This is a genomic window from Streptomyces sp. A1136 (assembly GCF_004795055.1).
Taxonomy (GTDB): Bacteria; Actinomycetota; Actinomycetes; order Streptomycetales; family Streptomycetaceae; genus Streptomyces.
In genome coordinates, this window is record NZ_SSBJ01000013.1 from 70181 (window position 1) to 94044 (window position 23864).

The 23864-nt window shown below is 72.5% G+C and carries 24 protein-coding genes and 3 pseudogenes; 17 read left to right on the forward strand and 10 right to left on the reverse strand.

Features of this window, described 5'->3' with window-relative positions:
• Positions 1–6: 6 nt before the first annotated feature.
• From E6R62_RS14950 to E6R62_RS14965, 4 genes are all read left to right on the forward strand, one after another.
• Positions 7–984 carry an ABC transporter ATP-binding protein gene (locus tag E6R62_RS14950; RefSeq protein WP_136213904.1) on the forward strand — a complete coding sequence of 326 codons (978 nt, stop codon included), beginning with the start codon at positions 7–9 and terminating at the stop codon, positions 982–984.
• Positions 981–1733 carry an ABC transporter permease gene (locus E6R62_RS14955; RefSeq protein ID WP_136213905.1) on the forward strand — a complete coding sequence of 251 codons (753 nt, stop codon included), beginning with the start codon at positions 981–983 and terminating at the stop codon, positions 1731–1733. The genes E6R62_RS14950 and E6R62_RS14955 overlap by 4 nt, the downstream gene beginning before the upstream one ends.
• 74 nt (positions 1734–1807) lie before the next feature.
• Positions 1808–2926 carry a sensor histidine kinase gene (locus E6R62_RS14960; protein ID WP_136213994.1) on the forward strand — a complete coding sequence of 373 codons (1119 nt, stop codon included), beginning with the start codon at positions 1808–1810 and terminating at the stop codon, positions 2924–2926.
• A complete protein-coding gene (locus E6R62_RS14965) occupies positions 2923–3540 on the forward strand; it encodes a response regulator transcription factor (protein ID WP_136213906.1) in 618 nt (205 codons plus the stop codon). The genes E6R62_RS14960 and E6R62_RS14965 overlap by 4 nt, the downstream gene beginning before the upstream one ends.
• A 77-nt stretch (positions 3541–3617) precedes the next feature.
• Here E6R62_RS14965 and E6R62_RS14970 read toward each other — a convergent pair whose 3' ends face one another.
• Positions 3618–4409, reverse strand: coding sequence for a transglutaminase-like domain-containing protein (locus E6R62_RS14970; protein WP_136213907.1), 792 nt, complete (start codon positions 4407–4409; stop codon positions 3618–3620).
• On the reverse strand, positions 4406–5389 hold the full coding sequence (locus E6R62_RS14975; protein ID WP_136213908.1) for a GNAT family N-acetyltransferase: 984 nt from the start codon (positions 5387–5389) through the stop codon (positions 4406–4408). Before E6R62_RS14975 ends, E6R62_RS14970 begins: the two co-directional genes overlap by 4 nt.
• 117 nt (positions 5390–5506) lie before the next feature.
• Here E6R62_RS14975 and fdxA point away from each other — a divergent pair, with 117 nt between their 5' ends.
• Together fdxA and dapC are read left to right on the forward strand one after the other, a co-directional pair.
• Entirely contained in the window at positions 5507–5833 is a 327-nt protein-coding gene (gene fdxA / locus E6R62_RS14980; RefSeq protein WP_030291119.1) for a ferredoxin, read from the forward strand.
• Between the two features lie 200 nt (positions 5834–6033).
• The gene (gene dapC / locus E6R62_RS14985; protein WP_136213995.1) at positions 6034–7131 is read left to right on the forward strand and encodes a succinyldiaminopimelate transaminase; all 1098 of its coding nucleotides are present in this window, start codon (positions 6034–6036) and stop codon (positions 7129–7131) included.
• Between the two features lie 96 nt (positions 7132–7227).
• Here dapC and E6R62_RS14990 read toward each other — a convergent pair whose 3' ends face one another.
• Positions 7228–7623, reverse strand: a complete 396-nt coding sequence (locus E6R62_RS14990; protein WP_136213909.1) for an ATP-binding protein — start codon at positions 7621–7623, stop codon at positions 7228–7230.
• Positions 7624–7875: 252 nt separating this feature from the next.
• Positions 7876–8841 (reverse strand): hypothetical protein, encoded by a 966-nt coding sequence (locus E6R62_RS14995; RefSeq protein ID WP_168714057.1) that lies wholly within the window; start codon positions 8839–8841, stop codon positions 7876–7878.
• Positions 8842–8939: 98 nt separating this feature from the next.
• Here E6R62_RS14995 and dapE point away from each other — a divergent pair, with 98 nt between their 5' ends.
• Both dapE and E6R62_RS15005 read left to right on the forward strand, forming a co-directional pair.
• A complete protein-coding gene (gene dapE / locus E6R62_RS15000) occupies positions 8940–10019 on the forward strand; it encodes a succinyl-diaminopimelate desuccinylase (protein ID WP_136213911.1) in 1080 nt (359 codons plus the stop codon).
• 64 nt (positions 10020–10083) lie between these two features.
• A pseudogene (locus tag E6R62_RS15005) lies at positions 10084–10842 on the forward strand (TIGR00730 family Rossman fold protein); the annotation flags it as partial.
• An 86-nt stretch (positions 10843–10928) separates the two neighbouring features.
• On the opposite strand, the gene folP reads toward E6R62_RS15005, so the two are convergent.
• Positions 10929–11789 (reverse strand): dihydropteroate synthase, encoded by an 861-nt coding sequence (folP, locus tag E6R62_RS15010; RefSeq protein ID WP_136213912.1) that lies wholly within the window; start codon positions 11787–11789, stop codon positions 10929–10931.
• Between the two features lie 76 nt (positions 11790–11865).
• On the opposite strand from folP, the pseudogene E6R62_RS15015 reads away from it, so the two are divergent.
• A pseudogene (locus tag E6R62_RS15015) lies at positions 11866–12153 on the forward strand (DivIVA domain-containing protein); the annotation flags it as partial.
• A 38-nt stretch (positions 12154–12191) separates the two neighbouring features.
• A complete protein-coding gene (locus E6R62_RS15020) occupies positions 12192–12773 on the forward strand; it encodes a DNA-3-methyladenine glycosylase I (RefSeq protein ID WP_136213914.1) in 582 nt (193 codons plus the stop codon).
• A 149-nt stretch (positions 12774–12922) separates the two neighbouring features.
• Here the strand turns inward: E6R62_RS15020 and E6R62_RS15025 are convergent, their stop codons facing one another.
• Complete coding sequence (locus tag E6R62_RS15025; RefSeq protein WP_136213915.1) at positions 12923–13726, reverse strand: enoyl-CoA hydratase/isomerase family protein; 804 nt, start codon at positions 13724–13726, stop codon at positions 12923–12925.
• A 331-nt stretch (positions 13727–14057) separates the two neighbouring features.
• On the opposite strand from E6R62_RS15025, the gene E6R62_RS15030 reads away from it, so the two are divergent.
• Entirely contained in the window at positions 14058–14225 is a 168-nt protein-coding gene (locus tag E6R62_RS15030) for a DUF3117 domain-containing protein (protein ID WP_003966491.1), read from the forward strand.
• A 109-nt stretch (positions 14226–14334) separates the two neighbouring features.
• Here the strand turns inward: E6R62_RS15030 and E6R62_RS15035 are convergent, their stop codons facing one another.
• Positions 14335–14997 (reverse strand): O-methyltransferase, encoded by a 663-nt coding sequence (locus E6R62_RS15035; protein WP_136213916.1) that lies wholly within the window; start codon positions 14995–14997, stop codon positions 14335–14337.
• Positions 14998–15186: 189 nt separating this feature from the next.
• Here E6R62_RS15035 and sigE point away from each other — a divergent pair, with 189 nt between their 5' ends.
• The 5 genes and pseudogenes from sigE (at position 15187) to E6R62_RS15060 (ending at position 19497) form a co-directional block, all read left to right on the forward strand.
• Complete coding sequence (sigE, locus tag E6R62_RS15040) at positions 15187–15966, forward strand: RNA polymerase sigma factor SigE (protein ID WP_136213917.1); 780 nt, start codon at positions 15187–15189, stop codon at positions 15964–15966.
• Positions 15963–16412, forward strand: a pseudogene (locus E6R62_RS15045) (anti-sigma factor); the annotation flags it as partial. The gene sigE and the pseudogene E6R62_RS15045, both read left to right, overlap by 4 nt.
• A gap of 166 nt (positions 16413–16578) precedes the next feature.
• Positions 16579–18045: a S1C family serine protease gene (locus tag E6R62_RS15050; RefSeq protein WP_240801692.1), complete on the forward strand. Its 1467-nt coding sequence runs from the start codon at positions 16579–16581 to the stop codon at positions 18043–18045.
• Positions 18046–18176: 131 nt separating this feature from the next.
• Positions 18177–18626 carry a sec-independent translocase gene (locus tag E6R62_RS15055; protein ID WP_136213920.1) on the forward strand — a complete coding sequence of 150 codons (450 nt, stop codon included), beginning with the start codon at positions 18177–18179 and terminating at the stop codon, positions 18624–18626.
• Between the two features lie 136 nt (positions 18627–18762).
• Positions 18763–19497, forward strand: a complete 735-nt coding sequence (locus E6R62_RS15060; protein WP_136213921.1) for a hypothetical protein — start codon at positions 18763–18765, stop codon at positions 19495–19497.
• Between the two features lie 138 nt (positions 19498–19635).
• On the opposite strand, the gene E6R62_RS15065 is transcribed toward E6R62_RS15060, so the two are convergent.
• From E6R62_RS15065 to E6R62_RS15075, 3 genes are all read right to left on the reverse strand, one after another.
• Entirely contained in the window at positions 19636–20796 is a 1161-nt protein-coding gene (locus E6R62_RS15065) for an Mrp/NBP35 family ATP-binding protein (protein WP_240801682.1), read from the reverse strand.
• A gap of 42 nt (positions 20797–20838) precedes the next feature.
• A complete protein-coding gene (locus tag E6R62_RS15070) occupies positions 20839–21414 on the reverse strand; it encodes a DUF1003 domain-containing protein (protein ID WP_136213997.1) in 576 nt (191 codons plus the stop codon).
• A 124-nt stretch (positions 21415–21538) separates the two neighbouring features.
• A complete protein-coding gene (locus E6R62_RS15075; RefSeq protein WP_136213922.1) occupies positions 21539–22810 on the reverse strand; it encodes a CBS domain-containing protein in 1272 nt (423 codons plus the stop codon).
• Between the two features lie 210 nt (positions 22811–23020).
• Between E6R62_RS15075 and E6R62_RS15080 the strand changes: the two genes are divergently transcribed.
• Positions 23021–23815, forward strand: coding sequence for a hypothetical protein (locus tag E6R62_RS15080; RefSeq protein WP_136213923.1), 795 nt, complete (start codon positions 23021–23023; stop codon positions 23813–23815).
• Positions 23816–23864: the final 49 nt, after the last annotated feature.

A 23864-nucleotide genomic window follows, 5' to 3' on the forward strand; every position in this document is an offset into this window, starting at 1 on the left:
TGAGCCATGAAGACGACGACCGCGACGCAGACAGCCGCCGCCACAGACTCCGGAGCCGCCACCGGTTCCGGAGCCGCCACCGGTTCCGTGGTGAGCTTCCAGAACGTGACCAAGAGCTACGGCGCCGTCCGTGCGGTCGACGGTCTCTCCCTCGACCTCCACCCGGGCGAAACCGTCGCGCTCCTCGGACCCAACGGCGCCGGGAAGTCCTCCACCCTCGACCTGTTGCTCGGACTGCGCCCCGCCGACTCCGGGTCCGTCCGACTCTTCGGCACGACGCCGCGCGAGGCCATAGCCGCCGGCCGGGTCGGGGCCATGCTCCAGACCGGCGGACTGATGGAGGAGGTGACCGTACGCGAGATAGTCGCCCTCACCTGCGCGCTGCACCCCCGCCCGTACCCGGTGGACGAGGTGCTCAGCCGCGCCGGGATCTCCGACATCGCCGGCCGGCTCGTCAACAAGCTCTCCGGGGGCCAGGAGCAGCGCGTGCGCTTCGCGCTCGCCACCGCTGGGGACAACGAGCTGATCGTGCTGGACGAACCGACGACCGGCATGGACGTCACCTCCCGCCAGGCCTTCTGGGCCACGATGCGGGAGCAGGCCGCCCGCGGCCGGACCGTCCTCTTCGCCACGCACTACCTGGAGGAGGCGGACGCGATAGCCGACCGCGTCCTGGTCCTGAGCAAGGGCCGGCTCCTCGCCGACGGCACCGCCGCCGAGATCAAGGCGAAGGCCGGCGCCCGCCGGATCGCCTTCGACCTCAACGACGAGCAGGTCGACGAGCAGGCGCTGCGCGCCCTCCCGCACCTGACCGCCTACGAGCGGCACGGGGACACCGTGAAGCTCCAGTCGCGGGACGCCGACGCGACCGTGCACGCCGTCTACGCCCTGGGGCTCTACCCCCGGAACCTGGAAGTCGCCGGGCTGGGCCTGGAGCAGGCTTTCATCGCCCTCACCGAGGCCGAGGAGGCCAACGCATCATGACCACCGGAACGCTCAAGCTCGTCAAGCTCGAAATCAGCCGCGCCCTGCGCAACAAGAAGTACCTGTTCTTCACCGTCCTCTATCCGGCCGCGCTCTTCCTGATGCTCGGCGGAACCCTGGACGGCACGACCAAGGTCATGGGTACGGAACTGACCATGCCCGCCTTCTACATGGTCGCCATGGCCTCCTTCGGCGCCCTGACGGCCGTCCTCATGGGCAACAGCGAGCGGATAGCCAAGGAGCGGGAGTCGGGCTGGGTGCGTCAGCTGCGCCTGACCGCCCTGCCGGGCCGCGGCTACGTCCTCGCCAAGACCGCCAGCGCCGGCGTGCTGTCGCTGCCCGCCATCCTCGTCGTCTTCGCGGTGGCCGCCCTCGCCAAGGGCGTCCGGTTCGACGCCTGGCAGTGGCTCGCCCTGACGGGCTCGATCTGGGCCGGCAGCCTCGTCTTCGCCGCCCTCGGCGTCGCCCTCGGCTACCTGGCCACCGGCGACACCGTCCGCCCCATCACCATGCTGTTCTACTTCGGACTCTCCATCCTCGGCGGTCTGTGGATGCCCACGGCGAACTTCCCGCAGTGGCTGCGGAACATCTGCGAGTGGCTGCCGACCCACGCCTACGCGGGCCTCGGCCAGGCGATAGAGCTGGGTGGCGCGCCCCACATGAAGGACGTGGCGATCCTCGCGGTCTACTTCGTACTGTTCACCGGTGCCGCCGCCTGGCTGTACCGCAAGGACTCTCTGAAGGCGTGACGACGCAAGTGACCACCGCGACCAGGACAGTGAACGACAGCCTGACGGGAGTACCCGGCGGGCCGAGGGTGGGCATGCGGCCCGAGACCCGGCGCCACAAGATCGTGAAGTCGATGTGGATCAGCCTGTGGCTGTTCTACCTCAGCGCCCCCGTCACGGACCTGGTCGGCGGCGGACACAGTACGCAGGCCCGCGTGCTCGGCGGTCTGGGCCTCGCGGTCTTCGTCGCCTGGTACCTGGTCCTGGTGTTCCGCACCGCCCGGGACAGCGGGGTGCGCTGGCTGCTGATCTCGATCGCGGCGCTCTCCGCCCAGGCCACCGTCCTCTCCCTGAGCCTGGGCCGCGAATGGCTCGTCCTCTTCGTCTACGTCTCCATCTCCTCCGGCGCCTCGTTGCCGGGGGAGATCTCCCGCTGGACGGTGCCGGGCGCGACCGCGCTGCTGACGGTGACGGCCATGGCGGTGCCGGGCGGGGACGCCTACCTGGCGGGCCTGCTGATCCCGGCGGTGATGGGCGGCTTCGCGATGGTCGGCATCCGCGCGATGATCCGTACCACCGTGGAACTGCGCGAGGCGCGGGCGACGGTGGCGCAGCTCGCGGCCAACGAGGAACGACTGCGGATGGCCCGGGACCTGCACGACCTGCTCGGGCACTCGCTGTCCCTGATCACGCTCAAGAGCGAGCTGGCGGGTCGAATGCTGCCGGACCGCCCGGAACTCGCCGCCCAGCAGGTGGCGGACATCGAGCAGGTCAGCCGGCAGGCGCTGGTCGACGTACGGGAGGCGGTCAGCGGCTACCGGCGCCCGACCCTGCCGGGTGAACTGGCCGGCGCGCGCACGGCCCTGACCGCGGCGGGCGTGGTCGCCGACCTGCCCTCGGAGGTCCCGGAGGACCTTCCGCAGGACATCGAGTCGGCGCTGGCCTGGTCGCTGCGCGAGGCGGTGACGAACGCCGTGCGGCACAGTGGCGCCAAACGCTGCACGGTCACCCTGGCTTCCCGGCAGACCCTGGGCGGCCATGTCGTCGAACTGGTCGTCTTCGACGACGGCGCGGGCGGCGCCGCCCCCCACGGGAACGGCCTCACCGGCCTGACCGAGCGGCTTCAGGCGGTGGGCGGCACCCTGGAGGCCGGCCCGGTGGGCAGGACGGGCTTCCGGTTGCTGGCCCGCGTCCCCCTAGGATCGACCTCATGACGCCACGGCCCATCCGGATCCTCCTCGCCGAGGACCAGTCCATGGTCCGGGAAGCCCTCGCCGCGCTGCTCGGTCTGGAGCCGGACATCGAGGTGCTGGCCCAAGTGGCCCGCGGGGACGAGGTCCTGACGGCGGCCCGCGCCCACGATGTGAATGTGGCGCTGCTCGACATCGAGATGCCGGGCATGACGGGAATCGAGGCGGCCGCGGCCCTGCGGGACGCCCTGCCGGATCTGCGGATCGTCATCCTGACCACCTTCGGCCGACCCGGCTATCTCCGCGGGGCGATGGAGGCGGGGGCGTCGGCGTTCCTCGTGAAGGACGCCCCGGCCGCCCAACTGGCCGAAGCGGTGCGCAAGGTCCTCACGGGGGAGCGCGTCATCGACCCGACGCTGGCGGCGGCTGCCCTGGCCGAGGGGGCGAACCCGCTGACCGACCGGGAACGCGAGGTGCTGCGCGCGGCGGAGTTCGGCGCGACCAACGCCGAACTCGCGACGCGACTGCACCTGTCCCAGGGCACGGTCCGCAACTACCTCTCGACGGCCATCCAAAAACTGGCCGCCCGCAACCGCGCCGAAGCCGTCCGGGTGGCCCGCGAAAAGGGCTGGCTTTAGCACCGTCGGCGTAACCCGCCTCGCCGGCCGATCCGGCGGCGGGTTACGGCCTCGCCGGCCGATCCGGCGGCGGGGGGTCAGTTCAGGAGGGCGCGAGCCGAGAAGGCCTCCGCACGGACACGGGCCGCCGCAGCCGTGTCCACCGCGTCGACCACCTCCGCGTACGCCTCCAGCTCCGCCGCGCCCGTCACGAACTGCCCCCGCTCCACCAGCACCCGCGCCCGCTCGTACCGCAGCGACGCCGGGTGCGAGGGCAGCAGCAGCGACAGGTCCAGCGCCCACAGCGCGACCCCCGACTGTTCCGGCCGGGTGGCGGCCCATGCCCGGATGTTGTTCAGGATGCGCAGCACGATGTCCAGCGTCCGGGCCGGCGTCCGCGGCCCGGACGCCTGCTCCGCCGTACCCGTCCCGAGCGAGGCGCCCCCCGCGAAGGGGTCCACCACGACCCCTTCCGCCGGGTCCCCGAAGCCCACCACGAAGTGCCCCGGCAGCCCCAGCCCGTACACCGGCGCACCCGCGCGCCGGGCCACCTCCAGCCAGACGACGGAAAGCAGGATCGGCAGGCCCCGCCGGCGCCGCAGCACCTCGTGCAGCAGCGAGGAGGAGAGCCGGTCGTAGTCCGCCGGGGTCCCGTGGAAACCGAGCCGGCCGCCCAGCAGCTCCGTCACCGCCGAGGCCCACGCCGCCCCGCCGCGCAGCCCGTACGGCAGCAACCCCGCCAGCCGGTCCAACTCGATCTGCACCCAGTCGATGACCCGCTCGTCCAGCTCCGGATCGGCCTCCGCCGACAGCAGCAGGCACAGCAGCGCCAGGTCCGGCCGTTCAGAGCGGGCCTCGGCCGCGAACCGGGAACGCCCGTCGGGGCTCACGCCCCCGCCCGGAAGTGGTGGTAGGCGTGGTGCGTCACGAAGCCCATCCCGTCGTACATCGCGCGCGCGCCGGGGTTGTCCGTCTCGACCTGGAGCCACGCCGCCGAGGCGCCCTCCTCCAGCGCCCGCCGGGCCAGGGCCGTCATCACGGCCGTCGCGTGTCCCCGGCGGCGCAGGCCGGGATCGACCTCGACCGCCGCGAAACCGGCCCACCGGCCGTCCACCACCATCCGTCCGATCGCCCGTCCGGGCAGCGTCGCGAACCACACCGAGGGACCCGCGACCAGGACCCGCCGGGCGACCTCGGGTTCCTTGACCCGCCCGTACCGCCCGAGCCACTCCTCGTCGGGCGTCCGGGTCAGCCGGACCCCGGCCGCCGCGGCGGCCTCCACGTCCCCGATCGGGGCGAGCGCCGCGATACGGACCTCCGCCGAGACCTCGTTCGCCCAGCCCCGCCGCTCCAGCTCCGCGCACAGTCGTTCCTGGGTGCCGAGCGCGCCGGTCGCGGCCTGCACGTACGCCGGAAGGCGACGTTCGGTGTACCAGGAGGTCACTCGCGCGAGTGCTTCGTCCAGGGATGTCCCCGGGTCGCCCAGGGGCAGCACGGAGTTGGCCCGACGGGTGAATCCGGCGGCCGCCCGCAAGGTCCACTCGCCCAGCGGCTCGCTCTGCAGCGGCTGCCAGGCCCGGGCCGCCACCCGTGCCAGCTCCTCGAAAGACGCCGTGGGCCCCTTGCGTCGGGCCGGCGCCGGAGGGACGATCTTGCCTGCTACCAGCGCCGATTCCGCGATGTGGACGGAAAGCCCGTCCTTGCGTGTGATCGTGAGCACACCCTCGGTCCAGGATGTGAGAACCCCGACCGTGTCCGTGAACGAGGGGCGCCCGCTCAGGTCCGCCTCCACCCGTCGCACAGAAACCCGTTTACCCACGTCAGTGGGGGTAATACGGATCTCCAGCAGTCCACCGGCAGTGATTTCCACAGCTCTGTCCGCCCCTCCTGTTCGGATCGTGCCCGGGAACGGAGATACTAGGCGTGGGCATCGACGACGCCGCGCTCCCGCGCGATATGGACAGCCCTACCGAGGAGGAACGAGAGCGTGACCTACGTCATCGCGGAGCCTTGTGTCGACGTCAAGGACAAGGCATGCATCGAAGAGTGCCCCGTCGACTGCATCTACGAGGGCCAGCGGTCCTTGTACATCCACCCGGACGAATGCGTCGACTGTGGTGCGTGTGAGCCGGTCTGCCCGGTCGAAGCGATCTTCTACGAGGACGACACCCCGGAGGAGTGGAAGGACTACTACAAGGCGAATGTGGAGTTCTTCGACGAGCTCGGTTCGCCCGGTGGCGCCTCCAAGCTCGGCCTGATCGAGCGGGACCACCCCTTCATCGCCGCGCTGCCGCCGATGGGCGAGGGCCACTGACGGCTGTCGCCCCGGCGCAGTGTGCTTCGGTCCCGTCCGGCCCCGTGCCGCACGGGACCGAGCCGTTTCCGAGGCACCGGCCGCCGGCGGAGCCGCGATCGGCAGGACCGCCGGCGGTCAGGACCCGCCGTGATCAGGACCGGTAGCGAGCAGACCGGTAGCGAGCAGGACCAGTGAGCGAGCAGAGAGCAGAGAGCACCGTGGCCGCAGTATCCGCACGTCTTCCCGCCTTCCCCTGGGACAAGCTGGAGCCGTACAAGGCGACGGCGGCCGCCCACGCCGACGGCATCGTCGACCTGTCGGTCGGTACGCCCGTCGACCCGGTTCCGGAGCTGATCCGCGGCGCCCTCGTCGCCGCCGCCGACTCCCCGGGCTATCCGACGGTGTGGGGGACGGTCGCACTGCGCGACGCGATCACGGGCTGGCTGCGCGGACGCCTCGGCGCGAGCGCCGTCGGGCACCGCAACGTCCTGCCGGTGGTCGGCTCCAAGGAGCTGGTGGCCTGGCTGCCGACCCAGCTGGGGCTGGGCGCCGGCGACAAGGTCGCCTACCCGCGGCTCGCCTACCCCACCTACGAGGTCGGCGCCCGGCTGTGCGGCGCCGAGCCGGTGGTCTACGACGACCCGACCGAGCTCGACCCGGCGGGCCTGAGGCTGCTGTGGCTCAACTCCCCCTCCAACCCGACCGGCCGGGTCCTCCCCAAGGAGGAGCTGATCCGGATCGTGGCCTGGGCGCGGGAGCACGGCGTCCTCGTGTTCAGCGACGAGTGCTACCTGGAGCTGGGCTGGGACGCGGAGCCCGTCTCCGTCCTGCACGACGAGGTCTGCGGCGGTTCCTACGAGGGACTCGTCGCCGTTCACTCGCTGTCCAAGCGGTCCAACCTGGCCGGCTACCGGGCGGCGTTCATCGCCGGTGACGCGGACGTGCTCGGCGAGCTGCTGGAGATCCGCAAGCACGGCGGCATGATGACCCCGGCGCCGGTGCAGGCCGCCGTGGTCGCGGCCCTGGGCGACGACGCGCACGTGGAGGAGCAGCGCGAGCGCTACGCCGCCCGCCGCGAGGCGCTGCGCGGGGCGCTGGAGGCGCACGGTTTCCGCATCGAGCACAGCGAGGCCAGCCTGTACCTGTGGGCCACCCGCGACGAGCCCTGCTGGCAGACGGTGGCCCACCTCGCGGAGCTGGGCATCCTGGTCGCGCCGGGCGACTTCTACGGCGAGGCGGGCGCGAACTTCGTCCGCGTCGCCTTCACCGCCACCGACGAGCGGGTCGAAGCCGCGGTCAAGCGGCTCGGCGCGTAGCGCGGATCCGATAGGCAGGCGGCACACACAGAACAGGCGCAGCCCGAGGGGCCGGGAATCGGACTCCCGGCCCCTCGGTGTTCCCGCGGCGGCGGGTCAGTGGCCGAGACCGCCCAGCGGTCCGGCGTTCAGCGGCAGCCCGGAGGTCGGCAGCCCGGAGGTGGGCAGCCCCGAGGTCGGCAGGGCCGAGGTCGGCAGGGCCGAGGTGGGCAGCTCGGACGTGGGCAGCCCGGAGGTCGGCAGGCCGGCCAGCAGCGGGCCGGCCGCCTCGGTCAGCTGGGCGGGGGCGGCCTTCGCCGCGGTGTCCGTGGCGGTGGCGGCGGTGTCGCCGACGGCGGCGACACCGGCGTCGGGGGACGTGAGCGCGCCCAGCTGCGGCACGGACTCCAGGCCCGCGGCGCTGGCCGCGCCGGCCGCACCGACCACGGGAGCTGCCCCGGCTGCGAGGAGCAGCGCGGTACGGGCGATCCGACGGGTCAGGGGGAAGGACATGATGCTCCTAAGCGGTAGCGGCTGAGTACGCCGGTACAACCGCTCCCGGGGCGGGGTAAGTTGCGGACCCGATCGGTAAAGGATCGGTAACGCATCGTTTAATCGGCTTCCGCGACAACCGCACCGGACCCGCGCCCACCAGGTCTTCCGCCCCTTCCGCGCCCCCGGCGCCGCCCTGCCGGTCACCCCCGGGCGAGGGACGTCCCGGACGCCCGAGCGATATCCGGGCCGGGGGGCGGTTCACAGCCGGGATCAGCGGTGCACGAAGATCCGTACCTCGTCCGCCTGCGCGGTGGCGTCCCGCGGCGCACCGGACCGCCCCGACCCTGCCCGCTCGCTCTGCCACGCGCCGCCCGCCGCGCCCGCCGTCCAGCCCCGGGAGGCGTACGAGACCCGGGCGATGCCCAGGTCGTGGGAGTGTGCCACCGCCCAGTACGCCACCACCCGGGCGCGCCGGAACGCCGAGTCGGCCGGTCCCTGCGGCTGCCCGACGGTGACCTCCGCCTCCGGGGCGCCGGCGCCGGCCTTCGCGGGGGCGGGGGCGGCCGGGTTGTCCACCCGGACCTGCTTGCCGAAGATCCGCACCAGCTCCGCCCGCACCTGCTCCGGCCGACCGGGCTCGGTGGGCGCCGGCCCGCCGCACGTCACCGAGCCGCCGCCGGCGAACGCCGCCGTCAGGACGGTCGCGTTCGACTCGTGCTTCGCGTACGCCCCCGGGAAGCCGCTGAGCTGCACCTCCTGCGCGGCGTCGGTCAGCGGCAGCCGCTCCCAGCCCCGTACGTCCAACAGCCGGTCGTAGAAGATGCCCGCCGCGTACACCGGGTCGCGGATCTCCTGCGGCGTTCCCCATCCCTGCGAGGGGCGCTGTTGGAACAGCCCGAGCGAGTCCCGGTCGCCGTGGTCGAGGTTGCGCAGCCCCGACTCCTGCATGGCGGTGGCCAGCGCGATGGTGAGGGCCCGGTCGGGGACGCCCTTGGCGACGCCGACGGCCGCTATCGTCGCCGCGTTCCCGGCCTGCTCCGGCGACATCTCGTACGGCTCGCCCGCACCGCCGCTCTGGCCCCCGGGCGCCTCGGCCGTGCAGTGCGGCGCGCCGCCCCCGCCGTTGGACTGGTACTGGACGACGAGGTAACCGCCGAGCGCGAGCAGAACGAGCAGACCGGCGATCTTGAGCAGCGGTCGGCGACGGCGCGGACTGGAGTGATCGGTGGGGGACACGCGGCCCACCGTACTTGAGCTGCGTGACGGGCTCGCCGGACGCGTCCACCGGCCGGACCGGCAGGGCCTCGTCAGGGCACGGGCGTTAGGGTCGGTCCATGTCCCAATCCGAGCTGGACCTCACCCTGGACGCTGCCGAGCTGACTGCCCGGCTCGTCGACATCCCTTCCGTGAGCGGCGACGAGAAGGTCCTCGCCGACCTCGTGGAACACGCGCTGTGCGGCCTGCCGCACCTGACGGTCGACCGCTTCGGGAACAACGTCGTCGCCCGCACCGACCTCGGCCGTGCCGAGCGCGTCGTGCTCGCCGGCCACCTCGACACGGTCCCGATCGCCGACAACGTGCCCTCCCGCCTGGACGAGAACGACGTCCTGTGGGGCTGCGGCACCACGGACATGAAGTCCGGCGTCGCCGTGCAGCTGCGGATCGCGGCGACCGTGCCCGAGCCCAACCGGGACCTCACCTTCGTCTTCTACGACCAAGAGGAGGTCGCCGCCGACCTCAACGGCCTGGGCAAGGTCGCCGAGGCCCATCCCGACTGGTTGAAGGGCGACTTCGCGGTCCTGCTGGAGCCGTCGAACGCCGAGGTGGAGGGCGGCTGCCAGGGCACCCTGCGCGTCCTGCTCCGCACGGCCGGCGAGCGCGCCCACTCCGCGCGCAGCTGGATGGGCTCCAACGCCATCCACGGCGCCGCCCCGATCCTCGCGAGGCTGGCGGCGTACGAGGCCCGCAAGCCGGTCATCGACGGCCTGGAGTACCACGAGGGCCTCAACGCGGTCCGCATCGAGGGCGGTGTCGCCAACAACGTCATCCCCGACTCCTGCACGGTGACGGTCAACTTCCGCTACGCCCCGGACCGGAGCAAGGAAGAGGCGCTGGCGCACGTGAAGGAGGTCTTCGCGGGTTGCGACATCGCCGAGTTCGTGGTCGACGACTTCTCCGGCGGGGCCCTGCCCGGCCTGTCCCACCCGGCCGCGGCGGCCTTCATGGAGGCGGTCGGCGGGCGCGCCATGCCCAAGTTCGGCTGGACGGACGTGGCCCGCTTCAGTGCGTTGGGCATCCCGGCGGTCAACTACGGCCCGGGCGACGCGCTGCTGGCGCACAAGGTCGACGAGCGGGTCGAGACGAAGGCGATCCTGCACTGCGAGGAGCGACTCCGCGCCTGGCTGACCTCCTGAATTCCGCTCCTCGTCACCTTCGTGCGCCTAACCTGATCGAACGATCAGCAGGAGGGAGCACATCATGGGCAACCACCGCAATTCCGAGGGTTTCGCTCGTCGGCCCGAGGAGCAGCAGCTCGGACCGGTGCTGCGCAGGCGGAGCCAGGTGCAGGCGGGCAGCACGACGGACCAGCGGCTGCTGGACTCCGCCGGGCCCTCCGAGTGGGTGCACACCGATCCCTGGCGGGTCCTGCGCATCCAGTCGGAGTTCATCGAGGGGTTCGGCACGCTGGCCGAGCTGCCCCCGGCGATCAGCGTGTTCGGGTCGGCCCGTACCCCGGAGGGCTCGCCGGAGTACGAGGCCGGCGTACGGATCGGACACGCGCTCGTCGACGCCGGCTTCGCCGTCATCACGGGCGGCGGACCGGGGGCGATGGAAGCCGCCAACAAGGGTGCCCGGGAGGCCAACGGGATCTCGGTCGGGCTGGGCATCGAGCTCCCCTTCGAGCAGGGGCTCAACCAGCACGTCGACCTCGGGTTGAACTTCCGGTACTTCTTCGTCCGCAAGACGATGTTCGTGAAGTACAGCCAGGGGTTCGTGGTGCTGCCCGGCGGCCTCGGCACGCTGGATGAGATGTTCGAGGCCCTGACCCTGGTCCAGACCCGGAAGATCACCCGCTTCCCGATCGTGCTCTTCGGCACGGAGTACTGGGGCGGCCTGATCGACTGGCTCCGGAACACCGTCGTCGCGCAGGGCAAGGCGTCCGAGTACGACCTGTGCCTCTTCCACGTGACGGACGACGTGGAGGAGGCCGTGACGCTGGTCAGCAAGGAGGTCGGCGAGGGCACGAACGAACGCGCCGCCCGGGCCGCCACCGAGGAGGCCGCCCGGGAGACCGGCGACTGATCTCCGGAGGGTCGGACGGGTCAGGCGAGTCCCCGGCGGGCGACCGCCGGGGGCCGGTGGCCCTGGATGGACGCCACCATGTCGAGCACCTGCCGGGTCTCGGCGACCTCGTGCACGCGGTAGACCCGTGCGCCGAGCCAGGCGGAGACGGCCGTGGTGGCGAGGGTGCCGAGCAGGCGTTCCTTCACCGGCTTGTCGAGCGTCTCGCCGACGAAGTCCTTGTTGGACAGCGAGACCAGCACCGGCCAGCCCGTATCCGTCATCTCGCCGAGCCGTCGGGTGGCCTCCAGGGAGTGACGGGTGTTCTTCCCGAAGTCGTGGCCCGGGTCGATCATGATGGCGTCGCGGCGCACCCCGAGCGCGGCGGCCCGCTCGGCCAGGCCCACCGTGACCCGCAGGACGTCCGCCATCACGTCCTCGTACGCGGTGCGGTGCGGCCGGGTACGCGGCTCGACCCCGCCCGCGTGGGTGCAGACCAGCCCGGCGCCGTACCGGGCCGCGACCTCCGCCAGCTTGGGGTCGACCCCGCCCCACGCGTCGTTGAGGACGTCCGCGCCGGCCTCGCACACCGCTTCGCCGACCTCGTGCCGCCAGGTGTCCACGCTGATCACCACGTCCGGGTGGCGGCGGCGGACCTCGGCCACGAAGCCGACCGTACGGCGGGCCTCCTCGGCGGCGTCGACGTGTTCGCCGGGACCCGCCTTGACCCCGCCGATGTCGATGATCGCGGCCCCCTCGGCCACCGCCTGCTCGACCCGGGCGAGCGCGGGCTCGTCGTGGAACGTCGCGCCCTGGTCGTAGAAGGAGTCAGGGGTCCGGTTCACGATGGCCATGATCACCGGCTCGTGGGTGTCGAACTCGCGCCTGCCCAGTCGCAGCATCCTGCTCTTTCCTCCTTCGGCGGCCCTCGCGCCTCGCCTGCGACCTTAACCTGGTGGCCGGAGTCTCTCAGGGGAGTTGATCGTGTTCTGGTTCTTGCTGATCGCGCTGGTCGTGGTCGTGGCCGCGGTCACCCTCGCGGTGGTCGGCGGAGGTTCGCAGGCCGTACTGCCCGAGGCGGAGCCGGACCGGGTGGCCGATTCGCTGCCCGAGACCCGCCCGGTGGTGCGGGCGGACATCGACGCGCTGCGGCTGCCGGTCGCGCCGCGCGGCTACCGGATGGCCGAGGTGGACGACGTACTGGACCGCCTCGGGGCCGAGCTGGCGGAGCGGGACGCGCGCATCGCCGAACTGACCGCCGCCGTCTCCGCCCACGCCCGCGTCGACCTCACCAAAGAGGACCGGTGAGCGGCGCCCCGGCGGTGGCCGGGCCCGACGGGATCCTGCGGTGCCCCTGGGCGCTGTCGACGCCGGAGTACATCGCCTACCACGACACGGAGTGGGGCCGCCCGGTCCACGGGGACGACGCGCTGTACGAGCGGTTGTGTCTGGAGGCGTTCCAGTCGGGGCTGTCCTGGATCACGATCCTGCGGCGGCGCGAGGGTTTTCGGAAGGCGTTCGCGGACTTCGCGATCGAGGCGGTCGCGCGGTTCGACGAGAGCGACGCGCAGCGGTTGATGCTGGACCCGGGCATCATCCGCAACCGGATGAAGATCGAGGCGACGCTGGCGAACGCCAAGGTGCTCGCGCGGTGGGAGCCGGGCGAGCTGGACGCGCTGATCTGGTCGCACGCCCCCGAGCCGGGCAAGGCCCCGCAGACCCTCTCCGACGTCCCGGCGGTCACGACGCAGTCCACGGCGCTCGCCAAGGCGCTCAAGAAGGCCGGCATCCGCTTCGTCGGACCGACGACGGCCTATGCCCTGATGCAGGCCTGCGGCCTGGTCGACGACCACCTCGCGGCCTGCGGCTTCCGCCACCGGGACTGAGTACCGCCGAAAGTCCCGCCCGGGCCGGCCGCCGCCGATCGCCCGGGCGACCGCCGCCGGCAGCCCGGCCCGGGCGGGACTTGGACGAAGGGCCTAAGGGGTGTCCGACGGATCATGGCCGGGTCCGGCCCTGATCCGTCAGACACCCCCTAGCGGCCCAGGTACTTCGGGGGCTGCTTCGCCAAGAACGCCTCGACCGCGATGCCGTGGTCGGCGGAGGCGCCCGCGCGGGTCTGGAGGACGTCCTCGTGGTCCAGGGCCTCCGACAGCGAGTGGGACGCGCCGTACGCGAGGGACTCCTTGAGAGCCGCGTAGGCGACGGTCGGGCCCGAGGCGAGGGTCCGGGCCACCGCCGCGGCCTCTGTGGCCAGCTCGTCCGCCGGGACGACGCGGTTCGCGATGCCGAGCTCGTACGCCTCCCGCGCCGGGACGGAGCGCGGGAACAGCAGGAGGTCGGAGGCGCGCGAGGCGCCGATCAGCCGGGGGAGGGTCCAGGAGACGCCCGAGTCGGCGGTCAGCGCCACCCCGGCGAAAGAGGTGTTGAAGGAGGCCGTGTCGGCGACGACCCGGAAGTCCGCCGCGAGGGCGAAGCCGAAGCCGGCCCCCGCCGCGACCCCGTTCACGCCCGCGACGACCGGCTTCGGCATCTCCGTGAGCGCCCGCACGATCGGGTTGTAGTGGTCCGCGACCGTGCTCATCGTCAGCGACGAGCCGCTCTCCCGGTCGGCCGCGAGGTTCCCGATGTGCTCCTTGAGGTCCTGCCCCACGCAGAAGGCCCGGGTACCGGCGGCGGTGAGCAGGACCGCGCGTACCTCCGGGTCGGAGCCGGCGGCCCGCACCGCGTCGCGCAGGGCGACCTTGGCCTCCGTGTTCATGGCGTTCATCGCGTCGGGCCGGTTGATCGTGATGGTGGCGAGTCCGTCGGTGACTTCGTAGAGCACGCTGTCGGCCATGTCGGGGGTCCCCCTTCGTCGCGGGCTTGGCTACCGGCCGGTACCGGCGGGTGCAAGGGCCAGCATGGCGGACCGGGCGGGCGGCGGGCATGTGATGTGCGTCAAAGAAAGAAGAGCCCGGCCGCCGGGCGCGGCGGCGAAGTATCGCAGGCCGATCCCCGAAATGAGTGGTTTTGGTCAAGCGCGTTGCACAAGCGTTCCCCGCCGATGTTGGTCATCGGGTCCTGACATGCGGGATAATGGCTGGGAAGCAATGTGTTCGATGCCGGGTACTAGGCGCCTGAATGGGGCCGTCGGCGACGATGAGCTGGTTTCAGGAAGGGGAACGAGCATGGCGGCCATGAAGCCGCGGACGGGCGACGGCCCGCTCGAGGTCACCAAGGAGGGGCGAGGCATCGTCATGCGCGTACCGCTCGAGGGCGGCGGTCGACTTGTCGTCGAGCTGACGCCGGACGAGGCGGACGCCCTGGGTGACGCCCTGAAGAAGGTCGTCGGCTGATCCCCCGAGGACGCTGACAGGCACTTCGCCTACGAAACTCCGCACCGCCCCGGCCGCCCCGCGCGGCCGGGGCGGTGTCGTCGTCGCGGGCCCTCGGCCGGGCCGCGCGTCAGCGGCGGACGGCGCACAGCAGGCCGTCGCCCACCGGGAGCAGCGCGGCCTCCAATGCCGGGCTCTCGCGCACGCTCCGCAGCAGCTCGCGGACCCGGAGCACCTCCACGGGCTGGGCGGCGGAATCGACCGTACGGCCGTCGGAGAAGACCCCTTCGAAGCACACCAGACCGCCCGGACGCAGCAACCGCAACGATTCGGCGAGGTAGTCGAGGGACTCGGTGGGGTCGCCGTCACAGAAGACCAGGTCATAGCCGCCGTCGGCGAGCCGCGGCAGCACGTCGAGGGCGCGTCCGGGGATGAAGCGGGCGCGGTTGCCGGCGAAGCCGGCGGCCCGAAATGCCTGGCGGGCGAAGGCCTGCCGGTCGGGCTCCGGGTCGACGGTGGTCAGCACCCCGTCCGGGCGCATCCCGTGCAGGAGGTGGATGCCGGAGACGCCGGTCCCGGTGCCGATCTCCGCCACCGCCTTGGCGTCGGCGGTCGCGGCCAGCAGGCGCAGCGCGGCCCCCGTGCCCGGGGAGACGGAGCGCAGCCCCGCTTCCCTGGACCGGTCGCGGGCCCATCGCAGAGCGTCGTCCTCGGCGACAAACGCGTCGGCGAACGCCCAGCTCGTCTGCCGGTTGCCGCTAATGACCCTCTCCTGTCCCCATAGTTGGCGCAACGGTGACTGTATCCGTTGACGTCGGGAACCCGCAGATGGGACCGGGCGTTGAAAGAGGCAGACGCGGTACGGATGCGGGATAGAGGGGACGGCGGAGGGCAGATCGGCGTTCCGGGTGCCCGAGGACCCATAAGACTCTTGCAAAGTTACTGCAAAAATACTTATCCGGAGCTGACGGGAGGGGTGGCTATGGTAGGGGCTCCACTGGACACCACCAGAGCCGATAGGGGAGGTGCGGCTGCGCCTACGGATCGTGGAAGCGTTTTCCGACGCCTCTTCTGGTCGGCAGGTGAGCCGAAATCCGTGACCGAGACCGCTGACAGCTTCCACTCCGCCGACACCGCGACCACCGCGACCTTTGCCGCCGACGCGGGATCGCAGGCGTGGACGCCTCCCTCCTGGGAGGAGATCGTCAGCACGCACAGCGCGCGGGTCTACCGCCTCGCCTACCGCCTGACGGGCAATCAGCACGACGCCGAGGACCTCACGCAGGAAGTCTTCGTCCGCGTCTTCCGCTCGCTCTCCACCTACACGCCCGGTACGTTCGAGGGCTGGCTCCACCGCATCACCACCAACCTCTTCCTGGACATGGTCCGCCGCAAGCAGCGCATCCGGTTCGACGCCCTCGGCGACGACGCCGCCGAGCGGCTGCCCAGCCGTGAGCCGTCCCCGCAGCAGGTGCTCCACGACACCCACTTCGACGCGGACGTGCAGCAGGCGCTGGACACCCTCGCGCCCGAGTTCCGCGCGGCCGTCGTGCTCTGTGACATCGAGGGTCTGTCGTACGAGGAGATCGCCGCCACGCTCGGCGTGAAGCTCGGCACCGTGCGCAGCCGCATCCACCGGGGCCGCTCACACCTGCGCAGGGCGCTCAGGCACCGGTCGCCGCAGGCCCGCGCGGAGCAGCGCGCGCTGGCCGGGGCGGCGGTGGGCGCTCCCGGTGCCGGGGGAGAGGGCGGAGCCGAGTGAGCGGAACCCGACCGTCCCCCGCCGAACAGCACCTGGGCGACCGGCTCGCCGCCCTCGTCGACGGAGAGCTGAGTCACGACGCCCGCGAGCGGGTGCTCGCGCACCTGGCGACCTGTCCCAGATGCAAGGCCGAAGCCGACGCCCAGCGCCGACTCAAGACCATGTTCGTGGAGAGCGCGCCACCCCCCCTGTCCGCCGGGCTGCTCGCGCGCCTGCAAGGGCTGCCGGGCGGTGATCCCGGGAACCCTCCCCCCGGGTCGCCGGGAGGCGGAGCACCGACGGCGACCTTCGGGTACGTGGCTCCGGCCGCGCCGCGCGAGGGGCTGCGTATCCATGAGGTCGGCCGGGCCCACGAGCCGGGCCGCCCCAGACGCCGGTTCGCGTTCGTCGCGGCCGGGGCGGTCTCGCTCGCCGCGCTCGCCCTGGGCGGGGCCCTGCCGTTGGACTCCGTGGAGCCGGGGGCCTCGCGGGGTGACGCGCCGGCCGCGCGGCCGGGGTCGTACGTACCCCTGACCGACGCGGTGGTCCGCGACCGGCTCCCGAGCCCCGGTGTGCTGCCCACCTTCGCGCCCCGGGGGGTGCTGAGCCCCTCCGCGCCGGTGTCGGGCCGCCCTGCCGTGTCCATGGCCCGCTGACCCCGATCCGCCCGCGCCCGGCTCGCCCGCGCCCCGTGCGCGGGCGCCCACGGGAGACGACCCGCGCGCGAACCTGATTGAATCGGCGCCTAGGCGCCGCCCGGCGGTGCGACAGCTGTGGAAGTCCGCCAGCCGCGGGGGAGCGCCCATGTCCGAAGACCAGCACACCGAACCGGCACCGGCGCCCCGCTGGTGGAGCCGTCCCGACGGTCCGGTGGACGTGCCGGGGCCCCGTACGCCCGAGCCGGAGCCGGCCCCCGCACCGCCGGCAGCGCCCCGTTACGACCCCTGGGCCGCCGCGCCGTTGCAGGTCGTCGACTCGGGCGGGGTGCCCCGCCCCGGGCCGAGTCGGGGGCAGCTCGTGGCCGCCGGCGTCGTCATCGCCCTGCTGGCCGGCGCCATCGGCGGATACGTCGGCGTACTCAGCGAGCGCCGCGGCAACACCCGCCTCGAACTGCCGCAGTCCGCCGTCGACCACAGGGACCGCGCGCCCGGGAGCGTGGCCGGGATCGCCGCCACGGCCCTGCCCGGGGTCGTCACCCTGCACGTCAGCGGCGACAGCGGCGGCAGTACCGGTACCGGCTTCGTCCTCGACGGCGAGGGCCACATCCTCACCAACAACCACGTCGTCGCCGACGCGAAGGACATAACCGTCACCTTCAGCACCGGTGAGAGCGTCACCGCCGAGGTGGTGGGCCGCGACGGCGGCTACGACCTGGCCGTCGTCAAGGTCAGCGGAGTGCGGGGGCTGCGACCGCTGGCCCTCGGGAACTCCGAGAACGTGCGGGTCGGCGACCCGGTGGTGGCCATCGGCGCGCCGTTCGACCTCTCCAACACCGTCACCGCCGGCATCATCAGCGCCACCGGCCGCCCCATCACCGCGGGCGGCGACAAGGGCGATGGCAGCGACATCAGCTACGTCGACGCCCTCCAGACCGACGCCCCCATCAACCCCGGCAACTCCGGCGGCCCGCTCCTGGACTCCCAGGCCCACGTGATCGGCATCAACAGCGCGATCCGGGGCGCGGACAAGGCCCAGGACGGAGGCGAGGGCGCCCGCCAGAGCGGCAGCATCGGCCTCGGCTTCGCCATCCCGGTCAACCAGGGCAAGCGGGTCGCCGAGGAACTGATCCGCACCGGCCACGCCACGCACCCCGTCATCGGCGTCACGCTCGACATGCAGTACACGGGTGACGGAGCGCGGGTCGGCGCCAAGGGCGAGGACGGCAAGCCGTCGGTCGTCGCCGACGGGCCGGGCGCCCGGGCCGGGATCAAGGCGGGCGACGTGATCACGAAGGTGGACGGACAGCGCGTCCACGGCGGGGACGAGCTGATCATCAAGATCCGGGCCCACCGCCCCGGCGACGCGCTGACCCTCACGGTGTTGCGGGAGGGCAAGGAGCGCGCCTTGAACCTGGTCCTCGGCTCCGCCGGCGGATCATGACGTCCGGGACGGCGCCCGGGGAGCGCCCGCGGGGCCGAAAGCGGGATCGGGGACTCCTGGCGTAGGGGCGCGGACGCGGGGCCGGGTACCGTTGTGCAGGCCGGACGTGGAGAGAGCCGAGGAGCGGCAAGGTGTTCAACGACATAGGCGCACTCGAACTGGTCACGATCGTGGTGCTCGCCATCCTCATCTTCGGCCCGGAGAAACTGCCGAAGATGATCCAGGACGTCAGCGGGGTCATCCGCAAGATCCGTTCGTTCTCGGACAGCGCCAAGCAGGACATCCGCTCGGAACTGGGTCCGGAGTTCAAGGACTTCGAGTTCGAGGACCTCAATCCCAAGACCTTCATCCGCAAGCACCTGGCGGAGAACGAGGACCTCAAGGAGATCCGCAGCAGCTTCGACCTCCGCAAGGAGCTGAACGAGGTCACCGACGCAGTCAACAGCAGGGACACGCAGCCCGGGCCGGCCGCCGCGGGCGCCGCCGCCACGCCCGCCGTCGCCACCGGTCCGGATCTCGTGAAGAGGCCCGCCGCCCCCGCCCCCGAACAGCGCACGCCGTTCGACGCCGACGCCACCTAGGCCACTGCCTGCCCGGCGATCGGGGACCGGATGGCTATCCTCTCCATCTGTCCGGACGCAGGGCACCCGAGGATGGGAACCCCCCGCGCAGCGAGGGGAGGGCCGTTCCGGACCCCACGGAACGAGAGGCGCCCAGATGGAGACGACCAGCAGCCGGGTAGGGGCACAGCCCGCGGAAGCCACCGCCGAGGCCCCCGCCGCCGCACCACAGCCGACCCCGGAGCCCGAGCGGCCCCCCGGCCCGGAAGCCCAGGAGAGCGCCTCGCCCGCGCCGACGGCCCGCCGGGCGGTCGACGGGTACCTGCGGGCCGACTTCCCCTGGTACGGGCTGGACGGGGCCTTCACCGGCCCCCGCTGGCTCATGCAGGTCGGCGCCGCCGCGGACGGCACCGTGGAGCACGGTTCGACCGGCCACGGCGACGAGCCCTCCGCCCGCGGTGAGATCGCCACCGGCGAGAAGGAGCGTTTCGCGGTGGTGATCACCGTCGCCAGCAACCCCGTGCGGCGCAGCGGCGACGGCACCGGTGTCCTGGAGGCCACCTCGGTCGCCTCGGCCGCCTGGCTGGCCGGCTCGGGCCTGCTCGCCTACAGCTGGCCCGGCCAGATGGACCACTCCCTGCGCAACGACTGGCTCGACCAGCAGACCGAGGCGGCCTGGGAACTCGCCGACGACCTCGAAGGCGGCGACTGGTCGACGCTGTCGCTGCCGGTCGACGGTGAGCCGACGACCTTCCACTACCGCGAGTCGGAATTCGGGTGGGTGCTCGCCGGCTCCACCCGGGCGGGCGTGCACCTCGGCGCGTACGGGCGCGGGATGAGCGCGTACGGCCTGGGCTTCTCGGCCATCCCCGACCTCGGCACGTACGCGTAGCGACCGAAACGGCCACGACGACGGCTACGGCAACGGCCCGGCGACGGCGGCTCCCGGCGCGGCCGAGACCCCGTGAAAACCGGGAAGGGCACCGCGGAACCCCGCGGTGCCCTCGTCACACCCTCGTGCCGGGAACGCTCAGAACTTGTTGCGGGGCGTGATCCCCAGCGACATGCCCGACAGGCCGCGGGCGCGACCGCCCAGCTTCCCGGCGATCGAACGCAGCGCCGCGCCCGCCGGGGAGTCCGGGTCGGACAGCACGACGGGCTTGCCCTCGTCGCCGCCTTCCCGCAGTCGCACGTCGATCGGGATGTTGCCCAGCACCGGCACGGTCGCGCCTACCGTCTTGGTCAGGCCGTCGGCGACCTTCTGGCCGCCGCCCGAGCCGAACACGTCGACCATCTCGTCGCAGTGCGGGCAGGGCAGGCCCGACATGTTCTCGACGACACCGACGATCTTCTGGTGGGTCTGCACGGCGATCGAGCCCGCCCGCTCGGCGACCTCGGCCGCGGCCTGCTGAGGGGTGGTCACGACCAGGATCTCGGCGTTCGGCACGAGCTGGGCCACGGAGATCGCGATGTCACCCGTGCCCGGCGGCAGGTCGAGCAGCAGCACGTCCAGGTCGCCCCAGAAGACGTCCGCGAGGAACTGCTGGAGTGCCCGGTGCAGCATCGGACCGCGCCAGACGACCGGTGCGTTGCCCGGCGTGAACATGCCGATGGAGATGACCTTCACGCCGTGCGCCGACGGTGGCATGATCATGTTCTCGACCTGGGTGGGACGGCCGTCCACGCCCAGCATGCGCGGCACGCTGTGGCCGTAGATGTCCGCGTCCACGACACCGACCTTGAGGCCGTCGGCCGCCATCGCCGCCGCCAGGTTGACCGTGACGGAGGACTTGCCCACGCCGCCCTTGCCGGAGGCGACCGCGTACACGCGGGTCAGCGAACCCGGCTTGGCGAAGGGCACCTCGCGCTCGGCGGTGCCGCCGCGCAGGGTCGCGGCCAAGTCCTTGCGCTGCTCGTCGCTCATCACGTCGAGGGTGACCGAGACGGAGGTGACACCCTCGACGCGCTCCACGGCCTCGGTGACGTTCTTGGTGATGGTCTCGCGCATGGGGCAGCCCGACACCGTCAGGTAGACCGTGACCGCGACCGCGCCGCCGTCGCCGATCTCCACCGATTTGACCATGCCGAGGTCGGTGATCGGCTTGTGGATCTCGGGGTCGTTCACCGTCGCCAGCGCGTCCAGGATCGCGTCCTGCCCGGGCGCAGCGGCGGAGCTTGTGTCGGTAGCCATGACCCGATGGTACGGCTCGGTGGCACGCCGCCGGTAAGCCCGTCAGCGGTCGTCTTCGTCACGTTCGGGCGCGAGCAGCCGCCGCTCGTCCATCTCCTTGATGAGGTCCTGGAACTCCGAGCGGATCCAGTCGCGCGTGGCGACCTCGCCCAGGCCCATCCGCAGCGAGGCGATCTCCCGGGTCAGGTACTCCGTGTCGGCGATGGAGCGCTCGTTCTGCTTGCGGTCCTGCTCCAGGTTGACCCGGTCCCGGTCGTCCTGCCGGTTCTGCGCCAGCAGGATCAGCGGGGCCGCGTAGGAGGCCTGGAGGGAGAGCATCAGCGTCAGGAAGATGAAGGGGTACTCGTCCCAGCGCAGGTGCGGCGGCGCGAAGACGTTCCACAACACCCAGGCGATGATGACGATCGTCATCCAGACGATGAACCGGCCCGTGCCCAGGAACCGCGCGACGCGCTCGGAGAGCCGCCCGAACGCCTCCGGGTCGTACTCGGGCAGCCATCGCCGCCGCGCCGGACGCGGCTGGTCCAGCCGGACGCGCGAACGCGTCAGGGCGCTCGCCCCGGAGGGCACGCCCGCCTTCGTCCGCTCGACGGAGCGTTCCGTCCGCTCCTGCCGCAGCCGTTCCGCCGCCTCCAGGCGCTCCGAGAGGCTGTCCCGCGCCTGCTCGCGCCGCTCCCGGCGCCGTTCGCGCGCCGCCTCGCCGCGCGGACCGTCGCCGCGCTCCGCGCGCCCGCGCCCCCGCTCAGTGGCCACGCACGGCCTCCTCGGAATGGAAGTCCGTCTCCCGCCAGTCTTCCGGCAGCAGGTGGTCGAGAACGTCGTCCACGGTAACCGCGCCCAGCAGCGAGCCGCTCTCGTCGACGACGGGAACCGCGACCATGTTGTACGCGGCCAGGTAGCTCGTCACCACCGGCAGCGAGGCATCCGGCCGCAGCGGCGGCAGGTCCGTGTCCACGATCGAGCTGACCAGGGTGAACGGCGGATCGCGCAGCAGCCGCTGGAAGTGCACCGTCCCCAGGTACTTGCCCGTCGGCGTCTCGTCCGGCGGCCGGCACACGTACACCTGCGCCGCCAGCGCCGGGGACAGGTCCGACTGCCGGACCCGGGCCAGCGCGTCCGCGACCGTCGCGTCCGGGCGCAGCACGATCGGCTCGGTGGTCATCAGACCGCCCGCGGTGCGCTCCTCGTAGGACAGCAGCCGCCGCACGTCCGCCGCGTCGTCCGGCTTCATGAGCGTCAGCAGCCGCTCCTTGTCGTCCTCCGGCAGCTCGGACAGCAGGTCGGCCGCGTCGTCCGGGTCCATCGCCTCCAGGACGTCGGCCGCCCGCTCCTCCTTGAGCTTGCCGAGGATCTCCACCTGCTCGTCCTCGGGCAGCTCCTCCATGACGTCGGCGAGCCGGTCGTCGTCGAGGGCGCTGGCCACCTCGGCGCGCCGCTTCGGCGTCAGGTGGTGCAGTACGTTCGCCACGTCCGCCGGGCGCATCTGCTCGAAGGTGGCCACCAGGTTCTCGGCGCCCTGGCCCTCTTCCTCCAGCGAGAACCCGGTCACCGCCGACCACTCCACGGTCAGGGTCTCGCCGCGCCGGCGCAGCGCGCCGCCCTTGCCCTTGCGGACGAAGATGCGGTCGATCTCCCAGTCCCGGCGGGCCGGCAGTTGTTGGATGGCCACGTCCAGGACGGTGACCTCCTCGCCGGTCGACACCAGCTTCACGCGGCGGTCCAGCAGCTCGCCGAGGATCAGCCGCTCGGTGGGGCGCTGCTCGAAGCGCCGCATGTTGACGACTCCGGTGGTGATGACCTGCCCGGACTCCACGCCCGTCACCCGGGTCATGGGCAGGAAGATCCGCCGCCGGCTGACCACCTCGACCACCAGCCCCAGCAGCCGCGGCGGCCGCCCGCCGACGCGCAGCATGGCGACGAGGTCGCGCACCCGGCCCACCTGGTCGCCGTTGGGGTCGAAGACGGGCACACCCGACAGATGCGAGACGAAGATCCGCGGGGCGCCAGCAACCATCCGAGCGCCTCCTAGAACGTGAACCGACCGTCGATCAACAGTCCTGCCGAGCCTCAGGCTAGCCCGTGGCCCGGGAAGGCGTCATGGTGGGGCCGTCGGACGGCGTCCGTACGGGGCCGGACGGGCGGCTTCCACACCGGGCGCGGGCCGCGCGGAACGGGCGGGTACGCTGCCTGCTGCCCCAGACGACCGACCGGGAGGCACCCGCACGTGACCGCCTACTTCCCCGCCGCGCGCCTGCGCCGGGCCGCCTTCATCGGCGCGCTGTGCGCGGGTCTCACCGTCACCGTCACGGGTTGCGGCGGCGGCGAGGACCCCGACAAGGGCACCAACGGCGTCGGCAAACTGCCCGCGGACCAGATCGAGGCGAAGGCCAAGGCGGCGGCCGCGGCGGCCTCCTCGGTGCACCTGTCCGGTTCGGTGGTCACCGGCGGCAAGACCTTCACCCTCGACATGCGCCTGAAGGGCGACGGCGGCTCCGGCGAGGTCAAGTCCCAGCAGGACACCTTCCAGGTGCTGCGCATCGGGGAGCAGCTGTACCTGAAGGCGAACGCCGCCTTCTGGGGGAAGTCCGACTCGGCCGGGAAGCTCGGCGACAAGTTCGTGAAGGTGCCCCAGAGCGACCCCACCTACAAGCAGTTCCGCGGCTTCACCGACATGCACGTGCTGCTCGACGGGCTCCTCGGCCTCGACGGCAAGCTCACCAAGGCCGCGTACGGCAAGGTCGGGCACGGGCGCGTCGTGCCGGTCCTCGCGGGCGGCGGCAAGGGCGGCCGGCTCTCCGTGTCGCTGGAGGGGACCCCGTACCCGCTCCTCATGGAACGCGCGGGCGGCGCCGGGCGGGTGCAACTGGGCGACTGGGGGCAAAACTTCCCGCTGAACGCGCCCGCGGAGGACCAGACGGTGGATTACGGCGCCCAGTTGCCCACCACCAAGGACACGAGCGGCGCCACCCCCGGCCCCAGCAAGAGCTCCGGTCAGGGCTCCGACCCCACCGACGGCTGACCGGGCCGCGGCCGGGCCGCCGCCCTGCGCCGGGCCGCGCGGAACGCGA